Consider the following 19,074-nt stretch of genomic DNA (forward strand, 5'->3'; position numbering starts at 1 on the left):
TGGGCCGCTACCCGTGAAGGCCTACAACGCGACGATCGCCGTGCATCCAAAAGGCAGTGGGTCGACCGTGGTCTGGACCGCGACCTTCGATGCAGCCGGGATGACCGATGCGGAGGCGAAGGCCGACATCGAAGGCGTTTACGAACAGGGTTTAGCTGGCATTGCAAAGGATGCGAGACCGTAGGGTTAGAACCCTATGGCATGCAGCTAGCATCGGCACCGCTCAAGGGTATCAGAGTGCTCAGGGGGGCACTGATGCTTTGGCAGAGGCTCCCCCTTCTCCCAGGGAGGAAGCCCCGGCCAGCCGCCGCCAAAGCGCCGTTAAACAGCACTCTAGGCGTTTCGATGGGTTTAGATGGAGAGTCGAAAGAGAGCGCACCCCGCCTTCCGCTGGATCGAGTAGCTAATGCAGGTGCATTTGCCGGATTGGGTGATACGAAGTCGCGGATGCTGGTGAATTCCAGCAGTATCCTCAGGGCTCCGCGACTGAAGTTTTTACATCAGACCGGGCCGGCCGCTGGAGCCAGCCTGCGGAATAGGTTGGTATTCCGAAATAGCGTAAGCGTTCCAATAATCGAGATCACCGCAGCGCAGGCGAGCCACAAGCCGGGCATGGCGCGATTGCCGGTCACATGGATGAGATAGGTGCAGATCGCGGGGGTGAAGCCTCCGAAAATCGCCTGGGCCAAGCTGTAGGCTAGTGAGAAGCCGGTGGCGCGTACATCAGCCGGCATGATCTCGGTCAACGTGACGACCATCACGCCCTGGTAGCCGCCGTAAAGGAAAGACATCCACATCAGCGCCGCGAACAGCCGCGCGAAGGATGGGTCCGACACCAGCCATGCCATGACTGGATAGGCCGTAATCGCAATCAGTACCGAGAAGGTGATCAGGACGGGAAGGCGCCCGACGCGATCAGACACGGCACCCATGACGGGCACCCAGATAAAGTTTGCTACGCCGACACAGACCGTGACAAGAAAGCTGTCGTTAGCGCTCAAGCCTAGCACCTGCCGAGCATAGGTTGGGGTGTAGGCGGTGATCATGTAGAAGAATACGCTCGTCAGCGTGACGAGAAGTACGGCCTTAAACACAATCGCCCAGTTCTGCAGGAGTGAGCCGTAGATCTCGCGTAACGTCGGCTGACGGCGCTTAGTGCGCTGGGTGAACTCCTCGCTCTCTTGCATCGAGCGTCGAATCCAAAACAGCACAGGAACGATCATGCAGCCGATGAGGAAAGGGATGCGCCAACCCCATTCGAGCATCTGCTGATCGGTCAGAATGCCGCGCAGGCTGACACCGATGATGGCAGCGAAGACAACGGCGACCTGCTGGCTAGCGGATTGCCAACTCACGTAGAATCCGCGGTTTCCAGGGGTTGCGATTTCGGAAAGATAGACCGAGACGCCGCCTGACTCGGCCCCCGCCGAGAAGCCTTGGAGTAGACGTCCGACAATAACCAGGAGAGGCGCGCCAAGGCCGATGGACGCGTAGGTTGGGGTGAAGGCGATCATCGCGACGCCGACCGACATGATGGCGAGACTTAAGATCAGGCCGGCGCGGCGTCCGTGCCGATCGATATAAGCGCCGAGCACGATGGCGCCGAGTGGGCGCATCAAGAAGCCAACGCCGAAAGTCATTAAGGAAAGCATCAACGAGACGAACTCGTTGTCGTTTGGGAAGACGGCTTGCGCTACGTACGAGGCGTAGAATCCGTAGACCATGAAATCGAACATCTCGAGGAAGTTGCCGCTAACAACGCGGACAACATCCTTCTTGGTCGGCCGTCCCTTAACTGTGGCGTCCATGTTTCCCCTCCTGTAACCCGCTATAGTCTCGACCGCCCAAACGTCCGGCAGGCCAGAGCTCCAAACACCGGCATTCTATTGTTCTAATATTTGGAACACTGGTCTACGATATGCTACATTAGGTAAATCATGTCGCGCCCGTCAATCGGATGCAGAAGCATCGTGCATAAAATTTATATGGATTGAATGATCTTAAGAAGCATTGTTCCATTTTCTCCCTTAACCGGCTTGACCATGCCGGTACGCAAGCGATATGAGTTTACTTAGAACGTCGTATTGAATATTGGAACGATGGACAGCACGCTTCTCAAAGGTCTAACCGTTCTGGAACACCTCGCGGCTAGTGATGCGCCGCGCGGCGTCAGCGAGCTCGCCCGGACTCTCGACCTGACTAAAAGTAACGTCCACCGCACGCTGCAGACCTTGGTCGTGGCGGGTTATGTCCGCGCAACTCCAGGAGGCGCCTACGAGTGCACCCTGAAGCTCTTTGAGCTGGCAAGTTCAGTCCTAGCTAGGGTGGATGTGCGGCAGGTCGCCGAGCGTTTCATGCGCTCGCTAGCGGACCAGACCCAAGAGACGATCCACCTGTCGCTGCTCGACAGGGCCGAGGTGATCTACCTGCACAAGATCGAGAGCCCGCATCCCGTGCGCGCCTATTCCTCAATCGGTGGCCGGGCTCCGGCCTACTGCGTCGCCTCCGGCAAGGCGCTGCTCGCCTACCAAGAGGAGGCGCTAGCACATCTCACCGATCCGCTGCCGGTTTATACCGCGCGCACCATCACCAGCCTCGACATCCTGCGGCGCGAGCTGGAGCAGGTGCGGGTGCAGGGCTTCGCAATCAACCGCGGCGAGTGGCGCGAGGGTGTCTGCGGATTGGCTGCCATCGTCCATGATGCGATGCGTAAGCCCATCGCCTCGATTGGAATTTCCGGCCCCTCGGATCGGCTCGATCCGGCGGCTCTACGACGCTTCAGCGACGTGGTCGTCGACGCCGCCCGTGGGTTGTCGCGCGCTCTTGGCTACAACCCCATCGACCTCGCGCCGCGGATCATCCGAACTGGCGCGATGCGCGAACCCGCTTGATTTCAGGAGGACAGGCTTTGGGACCGCTTTCCGGTATCCGCGTCATCGAATTTTGCAGCGTCGCTGCCGGTCCGTTCTGCGCCATGCTGCTTGCCGACATGGGCGCCGACGTCATCAAGGTCGAGAACCCGGAGGGCGGCGACACCATGCGGGCATGGCCTCCGATCAGCGCAGGCTACAGCGAGAACTTCGCATCGCTCAATCGTAACAAACGCTCGGTGACCCTCGATCTCAAGGATCCCGCCGGGAACAATCAGGCGCGCGACCTGATCCGCTCCGCTGACGTCGTGCTTGAGAACAACCGCCCCGGTGTGATGCAGCGGCTCAGCCTCGACTACGCTACCGTAAGCATGGACCAGCCCAAGCTCGTCTATTGCTCGATATCGGCCTTCGGCCAGGAGGGTCCACGCTCGCGCGAGGCCGGATTCGACCTGACGCTCCAGGCCATGAGCGGTGTCATGAGCGTAACCGGCGAGCCGGGAGCGCCACCCGTGAAATGCGGAGTGCCGATCTCGGATTTCGGGACTGGCCTCTATGCCGCCTACGCCATTGCAGCTGCGCTGCTGCAGGTGGGCGCCGGCGGCAGAGGTACGCATATCGACGCCTCGATGTTCGGGGCCTCGCTCGCCATGGGCGCTCTTCAGACGAGCCAGTATTTCGGGAGCGGCAAGGCCCCGGAGCGTCTCGGCTCCGCCCATCCGCGCAACGCTCCCTATCAGGCCTTCCGCGCCCAGGACGGTTACTTCGCTATGGCCGCGGGCAACAACACTCTCTATCGCGCGGCCTGCAACGCCATCGAACGGCCGGACCTGATCGACGATCCGCGCTTCGCCTCAACTGCCCTGCGCGCCGATCACCAGACCGAACTACTCAAGATTCTTGAACGGGATTTCGCAGCCCATTCCTGCGCAGACCTGCTCGAACGCTTCCGGAATGCCGGCGTGCCTTGCTCGCCGATCAACAGCTATGCCGAGGCGCTCGCCGACCCGCAGGTCGCGCATATGGGCTGGGTCCAGCCCGTAAAGCTGCCCTCGGGTGTCGAGACGCGCACCTTCGTCTCGCCGCTGAAATTCTCAGGTGAGGGGTTCCCAATCTACCGCGACCCTCCGGCACTCGGCGAACATAATGACGAGGTGTTCGGTGCTGCCGCCGTGGTTATCGCGAAGAGCGCATGATGGACGAGCTTCTGATCGCGCGGGACGGCGCCATGCTGACCCTGACACTCAACCGCCCCGATAAGATGAACGCGCTCTCGGCACAGCTCGTCGAAGCGCTGCTCGACCAGATCCAGCAGGCGAGCACCACCAATGTCCGCCTGCTCGTCCTTAAGGGCAACGGGCGCAACTTCAGTGCTGGCTTCGATTTCGGCGATTATGAGGATCAATCCGAGGGGAACCTCGTCCTGCGCTTTGTCCGGATCGAACAGTTGCTGCAGGCCGTCTACCACGCGCCCTTCGACACCCTCGCGCTCGCGCATGGCCGGAATTTTGGCGCGGGCGTCGATTTGATCTGCTCCTGTGGCCGGCGCGTCGCCGATCCCGGCGCGACCTTCCGGATGCCGGGCCTGTCCTTCGGGCTCGTGCTTGGCACGCGCCGATACGCCGAGCGAGTCGGCAACACGCTGGCCCGGCAGGTCTTGGAGGAAGGCCAGGCTTTCGACACGACCGAAGCGCTGGCCGCCGGCTTCCTGACAAAGGCCGCGCCGAAGGAGGACTGGGACGAGGTCGTCGCGAAGGCCGCTGCGACCTCGGTGCGGCTGTCGGTAGAAGCGAACGCCGCCCTCATCGCTGCCACCTCGACCGACACGCGGGCACTGGATCTCGCCGACCTCGTCACCTCGGCCGCGCGGCCGGGGCTGAAGGAACGGATCCAGGCCTATCGCGCCTGAGACGAAACACCGATCTGGAGAGCTGACGTGGCTTCGCACTCATCGAAAATCATTCCGCTGACGGAGCTCGCGGCCCTCGTCGCCGATGGCAGCTCGCTGGCTCTCGGCGGCAGCTTTCTGCACCGCGGCCCCTTCGCCCTGGTGCGCGAACTGATCCGACAGGGCCGCAAGGACCTTGAAGTCGTCAAGCAATCTCCGGGTTACGACATCGACATCCTGTGTCGCGCCGGCGCGCTGGCGCGGGCCCGGGCCGGCATCGTCGCCATGGAAGGCAATTTCGGCCTCGCGCCCTGGTACCGGAAAGCGGTTGAGAGGGGCGAGATCAGGCTAGAGGAGCATGCCTGCGCAACCCTGACTGCGGGTCTGCGCGCCTCGGCCTTCGGCGTACCGTTCATGCCCTGTGGCGGCATCCATGGCTCCGATCTGCCAGGGCTGAACGGTTGGAAGCAGATCGAAGACCCCTACGGCACCGGCGAGTCCGTCTATGCCATTCCGAAGATCACGCCGGATTTCGCGGTGATCATGGCCAACGAAGTCAGCGAGGAGGGTGATGTCCGCGTCTACGGTACCTCGCATTGGGACCGAATCATGAGCCGATCCGCCAAGCGCGTGCTGGTGGTTGCCGAAAAGCTTGCACCGAGCACTTCCTTTCGCGAGCAGCCAGAGCTGACGATGATTCCCCATTTCCTCGTCGAAGCAATCAGCGTGGTCGAGAACGGAGCCTGGCCAGGCTCGTGCTGGCCCCATTACGAGGTCGATTACCCGGCCGTGGAAGCGTACATGAAAGATGGCCCGGCCGTGCTGAAACAGCACCTCGACTCTGCCCCCGAGGCACGGGAGGCAGCCCATGCGTGAATGGTCGGGCTTCTCCTACATCGTCACGAACCTCGCCCGGTTCGTCCGCCCCCGCGAGATCACCTTCAGCGGTGTGAACTCGGCGCTGCCGATGCTGGCTTGCCTCGTCGCCAAGCAGGCTTACGATTTCGACTTCACCTACATCAACGTGGCTGGCGGCGTGGATCCGCGCCCGTCGAAGGTTCCGATTTCGAGTTCCGACCCAGTACTGGCAGAGGGCTCGCGCTCGATCTTCTCCAACGAGGATTTCTACGACCTTTGCACCCGAGGCCAAATGGACCTCTGCTACCTCGGCGCGGCCCAGGTCGACGGGCTCGGGCGCACTAACGTCTCGGTGATCGGGGATTGGCACGCGCCGAAGGTCCGGCTGCCCGGCGGCGGCGGCGGCGCGGTGATGCTCCCGACCGCTAAGCGGGCCGTCACTTGGCGCACCGAGCACTCGATCAGGACGCTTGTTGAGACCCTCGACTTCATCACGGCATCCGGCGGTATGCACGGGGTGGTGACGCCTATAGCGGTGTTCATGAAGCGAGAAGGACGCCTCGTCCTGTCCTCTTGGCATCCGGCGGCGAGCCTCGACGAGGTCCGTGCCCGCACTGGCTTCGCCTTTGAGGCAGACGGGGCCGAGCCCACGGCTCCGCCGACCGAAGCGGAAGCGGCCGCGCTGTCCAAGCTCGATGCGGACGGCGACTTCGAACGCGACGCGGCGATCAAGCTGCGCTGAGCCTAAGAACAACCGGGAGGACCCGTCATGGCCGAGTCGATCAGCGCACGCCTCCGCGAGGCGATGACGCGCCATGCTTCAGCCAGCCTTACAGCGATCATCGCTCCGGAACAGGTCAGCTACGCAGATCTCCAGACTCGGATCGATGGCTTCGCAGCGGGATTCCGCACCTGGGGCGTCAGTCACGGCGCGATGGTCGGCGTGATCGCTCCGAAATCGGTCGACGCCATCGCGGCCTATTTCGGCGCTATGCAGGCCGGCGCCTGCGTCTGCTTCCTCGAACCAGGCCTCGCTCCCGACATCGTCGCGGAACAGGCCGATGTGGTCGGCATGCGCCACCTCGTCGTGGACGAGACGCTAATCGGCCGCTTCGACATTCCTGCACAGACGCGCCTGGACATACGCACCCTAAGCGACCTTGAGGGTGAGGGTGCTTTCATCGACGAGGCGCTCGAAGCCCACGACAACGCCATGCTGCTGTTCACTTCAGGCAGCACCGGCCGACCCAAAGGTGTGCTGCTTTGCCATGGAGCGCTGATTTGCAACGCCGATGGCGTCGTGCGGCACACGGGCACCACGTCGGATGACCGGCTGCTCCACGTCATGCCGCTCTATCACACTAATGGTGTCAATAATCAGCTGATCGTGCCCTTCCTAGCTGGAGCGAGCGTAATCTTGCTCGACCGATTCAAGCCGGAGATGACCCTCGCGCACCTTCGCAACGACCGGCCGACCTACTTAACGGGCGTCCCGACGATCTACGCGCGGATGCTGCCGCACCTGATACCGGGTGAGCGGTTTCCTTCGCTGAAGTTCCTGCGCTGCGGCTCGGCCCCGATAACGCCGGCCCTCCATGAGCAGATCGAGGAGGCCTTCGGCGTACCCCTCATCGTATCCTACGGCCTATCAGAGGCGACCTGCACCTCGACGATGAACCCGCCGGAGCGGCGCAAGCTTGGAACGATCGGGACGGTCCTAGCGGGCCAGACTGTCACGTTGTTCGATCCGGTTATGAACAAGCCGGTTCCGTTAGGCAGGGAAGGCGAGATCCGGATCACCGGACCGGCCTTGATGACCGGTTATCTCGGCAGCCCGGAGCAGCCTATTGTAGATGGCTGGCTGCGTACGGGCGATCTCGGCCGCTTCGACGAAGACGGTTTCCTGGCGATCACCGGCCGGATCAAGGACGTGATCATCCGCGGGGGAGAAAACATCTCGCCAGCCCTGATCGAGCGGCAACTCGCGACCCACCCAGCAGTACGCGATTGCTGCGTCGTCGGCGCCCCAGATGACGATCTCGGCGAGGTGCCGGTCGCCTTCGTGGTGCTGCGCGACGGGGAGTCTCTAGACGAGACGGGCCTCAAGGACTTCATCCGCGGCTCGCTTGCGCGGATCTACGTTCCGGCCGAGATCCGCAGCCTCGCCGCGCTTCCTACGAACGGAGTTGGCAAGACCGACCGCAAGTCGTTGCGGAGCCTGCTGAACGCCTGAGGCATCATCGGCTGAAGGGAAACGGGCCAAAGAGCCATCTGGCAGCGGGATGTCATCGTACAGATAGTCTCGAACTTGCCGGCGACGCGGCTCGACCCCAGATTATTCTTCAGCCGCGGGACACTGATCCCCTATCTGGGGCAGGCGGAGCGCTATACGAGGCGGTACGACGCAGTGGCAGCCACCGAACACACGATTCTCGCGCTGTAGGATCACGGCGTCGCACCGATCCTCGCCGTGCACGACCCGAACTAAGTCGCCTTCCTGCGCGAGGTGTGGGATCATCGCGATGACAGACCCCGTGTCGAGGACGAGCTCCTCACGGGACATTTCGCCCGCCCCCACATACGTCGGAAGCCGAAGGGCCTGCTGGCCCAACTCGGCTACTAACTTGTCGACACGTATACCACGATCCGGGTGAGCACCTGGGACGCGGTCTCCGAATCGACCTAAGCCGCAATCGGCGCGGCCGATACGGCTGGGAGCATCATTGCGCCTACACGCTCTGCCGGCCGCCCGGCCACCACGCCTATGCCGATTCTCCCTGAGGCTTCTGCTACCTCAACAACACGGCGATCGCCGCCCAGCGCCTGCGCGCGGCCACCAGAGATCCTGTCGCGATCCTCGACATCGGCGTGCATCACGACAACGGTACGTAAGGCTTCTTCTTGCGCGCTCGGACGTGCTGACCGTTTCGGTCCATGCCGATCCAGCCAACCACATCCCGTTCTTCGCAGGCTTCGCCGACGAGACTGGGATGGGGCAAGCGACGGCTTCAACCTCAACTTTCCACTGGCCTCAGGAACCCGCGATGACGGGTGGCTCGCCGAGATCGATCAGGATCTGGCGCGCATCCTCAGCTATCGTCGGACGGCGCTGGTGGCCGCCTTGGGGCTCGACGCCGCACAAGGCGATCCACTCGGCGTGCTCGCTGTGACGGAATCGGGGTTCTCGTCGGCTGCTTGGCGCATCGCGCGTGTCGGCCTACCGACGACGATCATCCAGGAGGGCAGCTATCTCTGCTACGCGCTGGCGCCGAATCTAGTGGCACTCCTCTAGGGATTAAACAGGACTGGAAGATGCGTCCGAGTGAAATATTCTCCGCCGCACTCAACAAGGAGAAGGACTCTCTCCATCGTCACCTAAATATGGAAATTGCAGCCATTGCTTCGAGGCTATGCTGTGACGACTTAAAGAACAGTCATCAAGCACTCGTGATCGTCATGCGTCCCATTCAATTCGACCCCTACGGCGAGCCCGTCGCGCAGGGCTGCGACCAAAATCGTCCCAGCGCCTCTTCGCGGATTGTGTTGCGTTCGGGCGTCGGTCTTTTTTGGGCGATGGTTGTCTTGATCGTCGCCGCGCGCGCCGCGTATTTTGATCCGGACTTCGCCGAGAAATTCGGCACCGTCGCCTCGCTGGTCGGTCACCTCAAGACGATCGTCGGCGCCTAAACTGCCGAAATCGCAACATCGAAAGCGCCGCGGGCTGATAGGCCCGGGCAATTTCAATGCGAGGTCTTCGGTCAGCGATTCAGGCCCTGAATGCCATGACTTCCGATTGAGTAGCGGCGCCCCCGAGCCCGGCTTCGAGCAGGCCGGGGATCTCCGCTGGCGTATCGGCAACGACGACGCCTGCCGCCAAGAGCGCGCGGCGCTTGCCGTCGTAGCTTCCTACCGTCCCCGACACGATTGCTCCGGCATGGCCCATCTTCTTTCCGGGTGGGGAGGCGCGTCCGGCGATAAAGGACACGACGGGCTTCGACATGCCTGAGGCGTATTCCGCCGCCGCCTCTTCCATCGCGCCGCCGATTTCGCCGACCAGCACCACCGCACGGGTCCGCGGATCCTCATCAAGGGCCTTCAGCGCGTCGCGGGTCGTGGTGCCAATCATCGGATCGCCGCCGATGCCGAGGAAGGCCGATTGGCCGATCCCCGCCCTGGTCAGGTTGAGGCAGATCAGCGTGCCGAGGCTGCCGGAGCGCGAGATCACGCCGATCTCGCCCGGCTGGAAGATGTTCGGGTTGTGCCCCGGCATGATGCCGACGAAGCCCTCGCCCGGGGTGACAATGCCTGCGGTGTTCGGCCCAATGATACGGGTATGGTTTGTCGAAGCTGCGTGGTGGATCGCGATGACGTCCCGGACCGGAATGTGTTCAGTGAGGATCACCACCGTCTTGGCGCCGGCTTCGATCGCGTCGAGCGCCGCATCGCGGGCCATGGCTGGCGGGATGAACATTACCGCGATGTCGAAGGGCGTCTCAGCCATGGCGGCCTTGGCTGTCGCGTAAACCGGCACAGCGAGATGGGTTTCGCCGGCCCGCCTAGGATTCACGCCGGCCACGACCTGCGCGCCGCACTCAATCATCTTTTCGGTCCAAAAGGTGCCCTGCTTGCCGGTGATGCCCTGGACGAGCACGCGGGCGGACTGGCGATAAATGATCATCGGGCTGCTCCTGCACTGCTGGCCGCGTTGACGGCGGCCTGGACCGCGTCCTCCATCAGATCGAAGGGCTCCTGGCCGAGCCCCTCGCGCACGAAACGCACGGCCTCGTCTTCACCGGTGCCGTGGATCGAGAAGAAGACCGGGATGGCCGGGTTCAATCGCTTCCAGGCCGTGACGACGCCCTCCGCCATCACGTCGGTGCGGGCGAAGGCACCGCAGAAATTTACCACGAGGCTCTTCACACCGGGATTCGACAGCACGAGTTTCAGCGCCGCTTCCGACTTGGTGTAGGCCTCGCCGCCAATCTCCAAAAAATTCGCCGGGCGGCCACCGCAATGGGCAATCACGTCCATCGTCGTCATGGTGAGCCCGGCGCCGTTGGCGAGAACGCCGACATTGCCGTCGAGTTGAATGAATTTGAGGCCATTCTCGGCGCCCTCCCGTTCGAGATCGGTCATCGGCTCGGCGGCCGCCTGCGGAGCAAGTTCCAGCTGCCGGAAGGCTGCTGCGTCGTCCAGCGTGAGTTTGCAATCGAGCGCGACGACCCGCCCGTCCGCGAGTACGGCAAGGGGGTTGATTTCGATGAGTTCCGCATCTGTCCCGGCGCTCGCGCGGTAGAGCGCCGCCAGCACCGTGGCAACGCGCTGCTCGGTGCCTGCCATGTCGAGCCCGGACAGCATGGCGAAGGCCGCCGCCTGCTCGAAGCCCGTGTCGAGATCGACGAGGTGCCGGCGCAACGCGTCGGGCCGCGTCGCGGCGACCACCTCGATGTCCATGCCGCCTTCGGTGGAAAACAGCACCAGAGGACGCCGGCTCGCAAAGTCGATCAGGATGGCAGCGTAGAACTCTCGTGTTATCTCGGCCTGCTCCTCCAGCAGCACCGAGCCGACGGCATGGCCGTCGATGGTCATGCCAAGGATGTGCTCGGAGACGCTCCTCGCCTCCGTGGCCGAGTTCGCCGGCTTGATGCCGCCGGCCTTGCCACGCTTGCCGGTGGGGACCTGGGCCTTGACCATGCAGGGTCCGAGTTCCTCGAAGGCCAGCGCAGCCTCCTCGGCCGTGTGGCAATGGACGCTGCGAGGGACCGGAATCCCGGCCGGGGCGAGGACGCGCTGCTTCGCGACGACTTCCAGGAAATTCATTGTGCGGACTCCTCGTATCCGATCCGCTTCCAGTGCGGCCCGAACAGTTCCAACTCGGTCGGCTTGTCCTCCGGAATCGGCGTCACGAGGTGGGTGATGTTGATCATGTGCCGGAAGCTCAGGTTCTCGGAGATCGAGTTCTTTTGCCAGGAGCCGCAGCCCATGCTCAGGGTGAAGCCGAGGCCCGAGTTGAAGCCGCCGCCATTACCGAAGGTGTGAGCGAAGTTTACGAGGACGCGCACCACCTCGAGGTCCTCGGCGAGTTCGCGACCACGGTCCATATTCCGGGTGTGCAGGCCGCAGGAATGGCCCTTGCCCTGGTGCTCGAGGATCGCGCGGACCCGCTCCTTGGCGGCCGCGAAGTCGCTGGCGCGATAAACGGTCAGAACCAGGGCGAGCTTCTCGCCGGAGAAGGGATAGGCCTTGCCGACCCCGCTCTCCTCAACCAGGAAGAACTTCTTACCCTCAGACTCCGGCGCCAGCGCGAACGCTTCTGCCAGCACGCTCGCATCGCGGGCGATGAGGTCCCGGTTGAGCTTTCCCTTGACCCATAGGCGCTCGGCGATCCGCTGTGTCTCGGTGGGCGTGCAGAGATAGGCACCAGCCTGCTCCAACGCGGCGATGGCTCCGTCGTAGACAGCGTCGACGATCACGACCGCGTTCTCGGACGAGCATGAGGTCGCATTGTCGAAGATCTTCGACTCGCAGATCCTCTCCGCAGCAGCATCGAGATCGGCGGTCTCGTCGATAATGACCGGCACGTTGCCGGCGCCGACGCCGATGGCCGGCGTTCCGCTCGAATAGGCGCGGCGGACATTGTCCTGCGAGCCGGTCACCACGACGAGGTCGCAGGCCTTCATCAGGGCCTCTGTCGAGTCCTTAGTCACGGGGGAGGGCAGGATCTGCACCAGATCGTCGGGCAGCCCGATCTTGTCGAGCTCCTGGCGCATCAGCTCAACAATGCGTGCCGTGGTGCGATAGCCGAGCGGAGAGGGCGCGATGACGATGGCGTTGCGACCCTTGATCGCCATCATCGCCTTGTTGACTGGCGTCGCACCGGGATTTGTCGAGGGCGTCACCGCGCCGATCACCCCCATCGGCTTCGCGTATTTCACGAGTCCCTTGGCCTCGTCGCGCTCGATCACCCCGACCGATGACGCGCGCAAGAGGTCGCGCAAGGTGCCGAAGGTCTTGCGCTGCTTCTTGCGGATCTTGTCGGGGATGTTGCCGAGGCCGGTATCCTCGACGGCGAGGCCGGCAAGTTCGCGGGCATGGTCCGGGTTGTACAACGCCCAGGCCAGCGCCCGGACGGCGGCGTCCGCAGTCTCCTGGTCGACGGTGGCGAAATCCCGCTGCGCGGCACGGGCCTTTAGCATCACGCCCTCGACGGGACCCGGCGCGATCGGGTTGGGGGGGACCGGGACGGTTTCCTGCCGCTCGATGGGGCGGTCGGGGGTCTTCAGACCGACGACGGGCATGGGCGGATTCCTTCTTTCGGAGGGAAGGGGAGGTGAGGGCCGTTGAGGCTCTGGGGTCAGACGCCTGGCCTGACCGCCACCGGTGAGGTCAGAACTGGTGCATCGGGCTCGACATCGTCGAGGAAAGGCTCATCGGGCCGCATGCGCAGCGCCAGCACGGCGCCGAGCAGGAGCAGGCCGAGGGAGGCGACGAAGGGCAGGTCCCAACGCCCCGTCGCGTCGATGACGGCGCCGAACACCACCGGCGAGATCATGCCGGCCAATCCGAAGCCGAAGTTCATGAAGCCCGAGGCGGTGCCCGAATGCTGGGGCGCGATGTCCATCGGCACGGCCCAGATCGGAGCGACGATCAGTTCGGCGAAGAAGAACGCGCCGGACAAGCAGAGCGCGATCGTGACGAGGTCGTGCACGAACAGCACCGGCAGCATGAACACGAAAGCACCCAGGAAGCCGACGACGATCACGCTGACCCGAGCCTTCGAGACGCTGCCGGTTTTGCGCAGGATCCGGTCGCTGACGATGCCGCCGACCGTGTCGCCGACGACACCGGCGAAGAACACGCCCGAGGCGAAGATCGCCGATTTCTTGATGTCGAGATTATGCTCGTGGAGGAAGTAGGAGGGGATCCAGTTGAGGAACAACCACAGGGTCCAGCCGTAGCAGAAGTCGGTGAGGGTCACCGGCAACATCCGCTTGAGCAAGCGGCGCCACGGCACGGCCTTTCGCTCGGATGCAATCTTCATGACGGGCAGGACGGCGAGCTCCTCCTGGGTGATGTGCTTGTGCTCGCGCGGATCGTCCCGGAAGTACCAGAACCACAGGCCGACCCAAGCGAAGCTGATCACGCCGACGATCCAGAAGCTGTCGCGCCAGGATAACGTGACGATTAGGAAGGCGATGATCGGCGGCGTCAGCGCGTTGCCGAGCCGGGCGAAGGCGTGGGTGATGCCCTGAGCGAAGCCGCGCCTGTCGGCAGCCATCCAGTTGGCGAGCGCACGGGTCGCGGTGGGAAAGGCCGAGCCTTCACCGACACCCAGGATGAAGCGGGCGACGATCAGCGACATGGCGCCCTCGACGAACCCGATGGCGATCGTGGCCGCCGACCAGATTGCGCCGCAGATCAGCAGCGTTTTCCGGGGCCCGAGTCGATCGCCGAGCCAGCCGCCAGCGATCTGGAAGAAGGCGTAAGGGTAGGCAAAAGCCGAGAAGGCGAGGCCGAGTTCAAAGTTGCTGAGCCCCAGCTCCTTCTGCATCGCCGGGGCTGCGGTGCCGATGTTCACCCGGTCGATATAGGTGACCAGATACATCAGACAGATGATCAGCAGTACGCGATCCGTGGCTTTAAACCGAACAAGCCTCAGCATTCTGCCCTCCTGACCGATCTCAGACAGACTTCGCCAGCCGGCGCGCAGCATCGCGCGAAGGTGGGGCAAGTCCCCGACATCCGTTGAGCGTTTCTCTCCTTTGAGACGACGACCGGTTCAGGATCTTTGATTGCCCTGAATCAAGCGGGAACGCCGCCTCAATCTCACTCTAGAGATTGCTCTTGCATCGGAGAAATTTATTCTCTTTATCGAGATCATTCAGGAAATTGATCGATATGATTCCGGATCTCGAAATTCCGCTGCTACGGACCTTCGTCGCGGTCGTGGAAACCGGCAGTATAACGCTAGCAGGAAAGCAGGTCGGCCGCACCCAGCCAGCGATCACCCACCAGATGCATCGGCTGGAAAAGGCTCTCACCAAACCGCTCTTCGAGGGGGATCGCCGCCACCTCACCCTAACGCGCGAGGGCGAGATGCTGCTCAGCTACGCGCGGACCCTGCTCGGGCTCAATGACGAGATCCGCGAGCGGTTCGAGGCGCCCGACGTCACTGGGCATGTCCGGCTTGGCGTACCAGATCTATACGCGGCCTACCTGCTGCCTGTGGTCCTCGCGGGTTTTTCGCGGGCCTATCCACAGATCGAGATCGAACTTCGTTGTTCTCGCAGCGTGAACCTCTACGCGGCCCTGCAGAGGGAAGAAATCGATATCGCCTTGATGACGCGCCAGCCCGAATTCGGTGGCGGAGCGATCGTCCGGGAGGAACCGCTGGTCTGGGTAGCCGCGCGCGACTACCCCCTCAGCCCGCTTGGGGTTCTGCCCTTGGCGCTGCTGCCGGCGGGCAGCATCTATCGGCAGCATGCCCTGGAGGCACTCGGCCATATTAGGCGGCCATGGAGCATTGCCGCGGTCAGCGACAGCATCGCGGGGCTCCAGGCCGCGGTCTATGCGGGCCTCGCCATCTCGGCTTTTCCCCTCTGCGCCGTGAGCCCCCAAGTTCGACGCCTAAGCCGGGCAGAAGGTTTTCCGGACCTGCCCGGTCTCGAAATCGTCCTGCAGCGGAAACCCAACGGCATTTCTGCAGCGGCCGATCACCTTGCGGAATACATGATCTCGGAACTCGCAAACGTGCAGCGTTAAGATCACGCCACGCGCGTGGGGCAACGGTACCATGCTGCAATGCCGAAAGCCCACATATTGCGATGCACAATAATCTCGATTAAGTGGGATGCATCGCAGCAGGATCTGCCCACCATGCACCCTACCGAGCGCCTCCGCCAGATCCTGCCCTTCGCTGTAGCACTATACCTCGCTGGCAGCATCGCTCAGCTTCAGGCGGCCCGCCCGATGGTTCACATGCCGCGCGACGGCGTATCGCTTAAAAATATCGTGTCCGGCATCAAGTGGCACATGCTTGAGATGGCGAAGAACGAGCAGGCTGAAACATTCGTCGGCTTTACCGGCAACTAGCGTTCACGCAGCACCCCAATCTTCCAGTCTCGCCGGCCTGATCCAGCCGAAGGCTCTCACGCACCCGCCCCCTGCACGCGTGTGAAGTATTCTGCCTGACCGCATTGACAGGACCGCTCTTTCCTCATTTAATCGAACGTATTGTTCCATTTTTCGAGATAGAAAAAGCTCGAAACGGTACGATATCGAGGAAACGCAGACGGGCGAGGTGCAGGCGATGACAATCGCCCCCTTCGACTTCATCATCATCGGCGGCGGTACTGCGGGGTGTGTGCTCGCGAACCGGCTTTCCGCAGATAGCCGGCATCGGGTCCTGATGCTGGAGGCAGGGCCGCGCGATCGTTCGCCCTGGATCCATCTTCCCATCGGCTACGGGAAGACGATGTTCCATCAGACGCTGAATTGGGGGTTCTACACTGAGCCCGAGCCGACCATGAAGGATCGGCGAATCTACTGGCCGCGAGGACGGACGCTGGGTGGCTCCTCGTCGATCAACGGCCTGATCTTCGTTCGCGGGCAGTCGGACGATTACGATCATTGGGCCGCGCTCGGGAACGCGGGTTGGGCCTGGAAGGACGTGCTGCCGTACTTCGTCCGCTCCGAGCACAACACCAGGGGCGGCGGGCCGGCCCATGGCAGCGATGGCCCCCTCTGGTGCTCCGACATCGAGCGCAAGCACGAACTCATCGAAGCGATCATCGCGGGCGCCGGCCACCTCGGGGTCAAGCGCACCGAAGATTTCAACGGTGGCGACCAGGAGGGGGTCGGCTACTATCAGCTCTTTACCCGTAAGGGCTGGCGCTGCAGCAGCGCCGTCGCCTATCTGCGCCCGGCCGAAAAACGGCCGAACCTGCGTATCGAGACCGATGCCCAAGCCACCGGCCTCATTCTCGAAGAAGGCCGCGCCGTCGGCGTTCGCTACCGGCGAAACGGCCACATCCACGAGGCGCGCGCCAAGCGAGAGGTCATCCTCGCGGCGGGCGCGCTGCAGAGTCCGCAGCTTCTCATGCTCTCCGGGATCGGACCGGGGGCCGAACTAAAACGACACGGGATCGCGGTCGCGCACGATCTGCCGGGCGTCGGCGAAAACCTGCAGGACCATCTACAGGTCCGCATGATCTACCGGGTGAGCAAGCCCATCACGACAAACGACGACCTCAAGTCGTTGACTGGCAAGATCCGGATCAGCCTGCAATGGCTGCTGACCCGCAGTGGGCCGCTCGCCGTCGGGATCAACCAGGGCGGCCTGTTCACCCGCGTCATGCCCGGCCCCGGCACGCCGGACGTGCAGTTCCATTTCGCCACGCTCTCGGCCGACATGGCCGGCGGCGCGCCGCATCCCTGGCCCGGCTGCACCTTTTCGGTCTGCCAGCTGAGGCCTGAGTCGCGGGGCACCGTGACCCTTCGCAGCGCGGACCCGTTCGAGGCTCCGGTGATGCGAGCGCATTACCTCGCCACTGAGATCGACCGCCGCTGCACGGTGGAGGGGATGAAGTTCGGCCGCCGCCTCGCCGCCACGGCTCCGCTGCGGAATCTGCTCACAGACGAGATCAAGCCAGGGCGCGATGCCGAGGACGACGCGGCGCTGCTTGATTTTGCGCGCGGATCGGGCGCAACGATCTTCCACCCCTCCGGGACCTGCAAGATGGGCTCGGACCCGATGGCGGTCACCGACATGCGCCTGCGCGTCCACGGCATCGTTGGCCTGCGCGTCGTCGACTGCTCGATCATGCCGACGCTCGTCTCCGGCAATACCAGCGCACCCGTGGTCATGATCGCCGAGAAGGCCTCGGACATGATCCTTGCGGATGCGAGGTCCGAGCCGCAGGCCGTTCGCGTCGATGCCCGGGCGACCGTGATCCAGGCACAGCCGAAGCCGGAGCCGGCCTCGGCCCAGTAAGCCTTGCAACGGCCCCGTCCAGCGGGCCGGCCAAAGACGAAGGGAGGATGGCGATGAGGACGACGGATCGTGCAGCGGCCGCCGAAAGAGCAGGTCTTGGTCGGGTAGTATCGGCGGCACTGATCGGTGCCACGATCGAGTGGTACGACTTCTTCCTCTACGGTGTCGTTGCCGGCATCGTCCTGAACAAGTTGTACTTTCCAGCTAGCGATCCTCTCGTTTCGACACTACTTGCCTACTCGACCTTCGCGGTGGGATTCATCACGCGCCCGCTCGGCGGCGTGATCTTCGGGCATTTTGGCGACAAGATCGGCCGCAAGAGCATGCTCGTCATCACGCTGATGCTGATGGGCGTGGCGACCTTCCTGATCGGGCTGGTGCCAACTTACGCGCAGATCGGCGTCGCTGCGCCGATCCTGCTGCTGGTTCTGCGCATCTTTCAGGGCATCGGGCTTGGAGGCGAGTGGGGCGGGGCCGTTCTGATGGCCTTCGAATACGCTCCGCCGGAGAAGCGCGGGCTTTATGCGAGCATCCCGCAGATAGGGCTGGCCCTAGGTCTCTGCATCGCCTCCGGCGTCGTCGCGGCTCTGTCTTATGGTCTGACGGAGGAGCAGTTCCTCGCCTGGGGCTGGCGGCTCGCTTTTCTCCTCAGTGCGATCCTAGTCGCCGTGGGGGCCTATATCCGCCTTAACGTCATGGAAACTCCGGAATTCGCGAAGGTGAAGGAGACTAACCGCGAAGCCGCGATCCCCTTTGTCTCCATGATGCGGGACTATCCCGGCAACGTCATCGCCGGGATGGGCGCCCGCACTATCGACGGCGTGTTCTTCAACATCTTCGCAGTGTTCTCCATCGGATATCTAACGGGGACCGTGAAACTGCCGCGAACCGAAGCTTTGCTCGGTGTAACCACTGCCGCGCTGCTCCTCTGCGCCACCATTCCGCTCGCCGGCTGGCTTTCCGACAAACTCGGCCGCACACGGGTCTATGCGTGGGGTTCGGTGATCACCGGCTTCTCGGCCTTTCCGGCCTTCTGGCTCTTCCTGAACAGCGGCGGCAGCACGGCGATGATCTGGCTCGCCCTGATCGTCCCCTTTGGCATCTTCTATGCTTCGGTCTACGGACCTGAAGCAGCCTTATTCTCGGAGCTGTTTCCGGCGCGCGTGCGCTACACCGGCATCTCGTTCGTCTATCAATTCTCTGGAATCTTCGCGAGCGGGCTAACACCGATCATCGCGACCGCGCTGTTGCAGTATTCCGGCGCGGACAAGCCTTGGCTCATCTGTGCCTATTGCGCCTTCGCGGGCCTGGTCAGCGCGGCCTCCGCCATGTGGATCGGCCGCAGAGCCCGCCAGGCTGCACTGTCCAATTTGGTGCGGCCTGAACCCCCTCAATGGGTACAAACCCACACCAGCTAAAGAATGTTCTATTATTTAGAACGCTATTGGAAGATTGTTCTCGAAACA

At 63.1% G+C, this 19,074-nt stretch carries 19 protein-coding genes; 14 read left to right on the forward strand and 5 right to left on the reverse strand.

The genetic code is table 11. The annotated features are described in order from the left end of the window. A partial coding sequence (locus MKK51_RS21505; protein ID WP_243980763.1) for an SRPBCC family protein occupies nt 1-184 on the forward strand: 184 nt, incomplete at its 5' end. Nucleotides 185-500: 316 nt separating this feature from the next. Here the strand turns inward: MKK51_RS21505 and MKK51_RS21510 are convergent. Then, complete coding sequence (locus tag MKK51_RS21510; protein WP_243980765.1) at nt 501-1,808, reverse strand: MFS transporter; 1,308 nt, start codon at nt 1,806-1,808, stop codon at nt 501-503. Between the two features lie 291 nt (nt 1,809-2,099). Here MKK51_RS21510 and MKK51_RS21515 point away from each other — a divergent pair, with 291 nt between their 5' ends. The 9 genes from MKK51_RS21515 (at nt 2,100) to MKK51_RS21550 (ending at nt 9,303) form a co-directional block, all read left to right on the forward strand. After that, complete coding sequence (locus tag MKK51_RS21515; RefSeq protein ID WP_243980767.1) at nt 2,100-2,891, forward strand: IclR family transcriptional regulator; 792 nt, start codon at nt 2,100-2,102, stop codon at nt 2,889-2,891. Between the two features lie 17 nt (nt 2,892-2,908). Further along, nucleotides 2,909-4,066, forward strand: a complete 1,158-nt coding sequence (locus MKK51_RS21520; protein WP_243980769.1) for a CaiB/BaiF CoA transferase family protein — start codon at nt 2,909-2,911, stop codon at nt 4,064-4,066. Next, the gene (locus MKK51_RS21525; RefSeq protein ID WP_243980770.1) at nt 4,066-4,779 is read left to right on the forward strand and encodes an enoyl-CoA hydratase/isomerase family protein; all 714 of its coding nucleotides are present in this window, start codon (nt 4,066-4,068) and stop codon (nt 4,777-4,779) included. Before MKK51_RS21520 ends, MKK51_RS21525 begins: the two co-directional genes overlap by 1 nt. Before the next feature lie 27 nt (nt 4,780-4,806). After that, nucleotides 4,807-5,634 carry a CoA transferase subunit A gene (locus MKK51_RS21530; protein ID WP_243980772.1) on the forward strand — a complete coding sequence of 276 codons (828 nt, stop codon included), beginning with the start codon at nt 4,807-4,809 and terminating at the stop codon, nt 5,632-5,634. Then, nucleotides 5,627-6,358, forward strand: a complete 732-nt coding sequence (locus MKK51_RS21535) for a CoA-transferase subunit beta (RefSeq protein WP_243980774.1) — start codon at nt 5,627-5,629, stop codon at nt 6,356-6,358. Before MKK51_RS21530 ends, MKK51_RS21535 begins: the two co-directional genes overlap by 8 nt. A 27-nt stretch (nt 6,359-6,385) precedes the next feature. After that, nucleotides 6,386-7,849, forward strand: a complete 1,464-nt coding sequence (locus tag MKK51_RS21540; RefSeq protein WP_243980776.1) for a class I adenylate-forming enzyme family protein — start codon at nt 6,386-6,388, stop codon at nt 7,847-7,849. A gap of 590 nt (nt 7,850-8,439) precedes the next feature. Next, a complete protein-coding gene (locus tag MKK51_RS27430; RefSeq protein ID WP_313898828.1) occupies nt 8,440-8,508 on the forward strand; it encodes a hypothetical protein in 69 nt (22 codons plus the stop codon). Then, nucleotides 8,489-8,908, forward strand: coding sequence for a hypothetical protein (locus MKK51_RS21545; protein ID WP_313898829.1), 420 nt, complete (start codon nt 8,489-8,491; stop codon nt 8,906-8,908). Before MKK51_RS27430 ends, MKK51_RS21545 begins: the two co-directional genes overlap by 20 nt. Nucleotides 8,909-8,928: 20 nt before the next feature. Next, nucleotides 8,929-9,303 (forward strand): hypothetical protein, encoded by a 375-nt coding sequence (locus MKK51_RS21550; protein WP_243980778.1) that lies wholly within the window; start codon nt 8,929-8,931, stop codon nt 9,301-9,303. A gap of 79 nt (nt 9,304-9,382) precedes the next feature. On the opposite strand, the gene sucD is transcribed toward MKK51_RS21550, so the two are convergent. The 4 genes from sucD to MKK51_RS21570 all read right to left on the reverse strand — a co-directional run bounded on the left by sucD (nt 9,383) and on the right by MKK51_RS21570 (nt 14,278). Beyond that, on the reverse strand, nt 9,383-10,294 hold the full coding sequence (gene sucD, locus MKK51_RS21555) for a succinate--CoA ligase subunit alpha (RefSeq protein WP_243980780.1): 912 nt from the start codon (nt 10,292-10,294) through the stop codon (nt 9,383-9,385). Next, on the reverse strand, nt 10,291-11,436 hold the full coding sequence (locus MKK51_RS21560; protein WP_243980782.1) for a succinate--CoA ligase subunit beta: 1,146 nt from the start codon (nt 11,434-11,436) through the stop codon (nt 10,291-10,293). The genes sucD and MKK51_RS21560 overlap by 4 nt, the downstream gene beginning before the upstream one ends. After that, a complete protein-coding gene (gene sauS, locus MKK51_RS21565; RefSeq protein ID WP_243980928.1) occupies nt 11,433-12,812 on the reverse strand; it encodes an acylating sulfoacetaldehyde dehydrogenase in 1,380 nt (459 codons plus the stop codon). Before sauS ends, MKK51_RS21560 begins: the two co-directional genes overlap by 4 nt. A 158-nt stretch (nt 12,813-12,970) precedes the next feature. Beyond that, entirely contained in the window at nt 12,971-14,278 is a 1,308-nt protein-coding gene (locus MKK51_RS21570) for an MFS transporter (RefSeq protein ID WP_243980784.1), read from the reverse strand. Between the two features lie 236 nt (nt 14,279-14,514). Here MKK51_RS21570 and MKK51_RS21575 point away from each other — a divergent pair, with 236 nt between their 5' ends. From MKK51_RS21575 to MKK51_RS21590, 4 genes are all read left to right on the forward strand, one after another. Further along, nucleotides 14,515-15,378: a LysR substrate-binding domain-containing protein gene (locus MKK51_RS21575; RefSeq protein WP_243980786.1), complete on the forward strand. Its 864-nt coding sequence runs from the start codon at nt 14,515-14,517 to the stop codon at nt 15,376-15,378. A gap of 114 nt (nt 15,379-15,492) precedes the next feature. Beyond that, a complete protein-coding gene (locus tag MKK51_RS21580) occupies nt 15,493-15,708 on the forward strand; it encodes a hypothetical protein (protein ID WP_243980788.1) in 216 nt (71 codons plus the stop codon). A gap of 217 nt (nt 15,709-15,925) precedes the next feature. Continuing rightward, nucleotides 15,926-17,608: a GMC family oxidoreductase gene (locus MKK51_RS21585; protein ID WP_243980790.1), complete on the forward strand. Its 1,683-nt coding sequence runs from the start codon at nt 15,926-15,928 to the stop codon at nt 17,606-17,608. Between the two features lie 53 nt (nt 17,609-17,661). Then, nucleotides 17,662-19,026: an MFS transporter gene (locus MKK51_RS21590; protein WP_243980791.1), complete on the forward strand. Its 1,365-nt coding sequence runs from the start codon at nt 17,662-17,664 to the stop codon at nt 19,024-19,026. Nucleotides 19,027-19,074: the final 48 nt, after the last annotated feature.

It is taken from the genome of Methylobacterium sp. E-045 (assembly GCF_022829685.1).
In the GTDB taxonomy this organism is placed as follows: domain Bacteria; phylum Pseudomonadota; class Alphaproteobacteria; order Rhizobiales; family Beijerinckiaceae; genus Methylobacterium.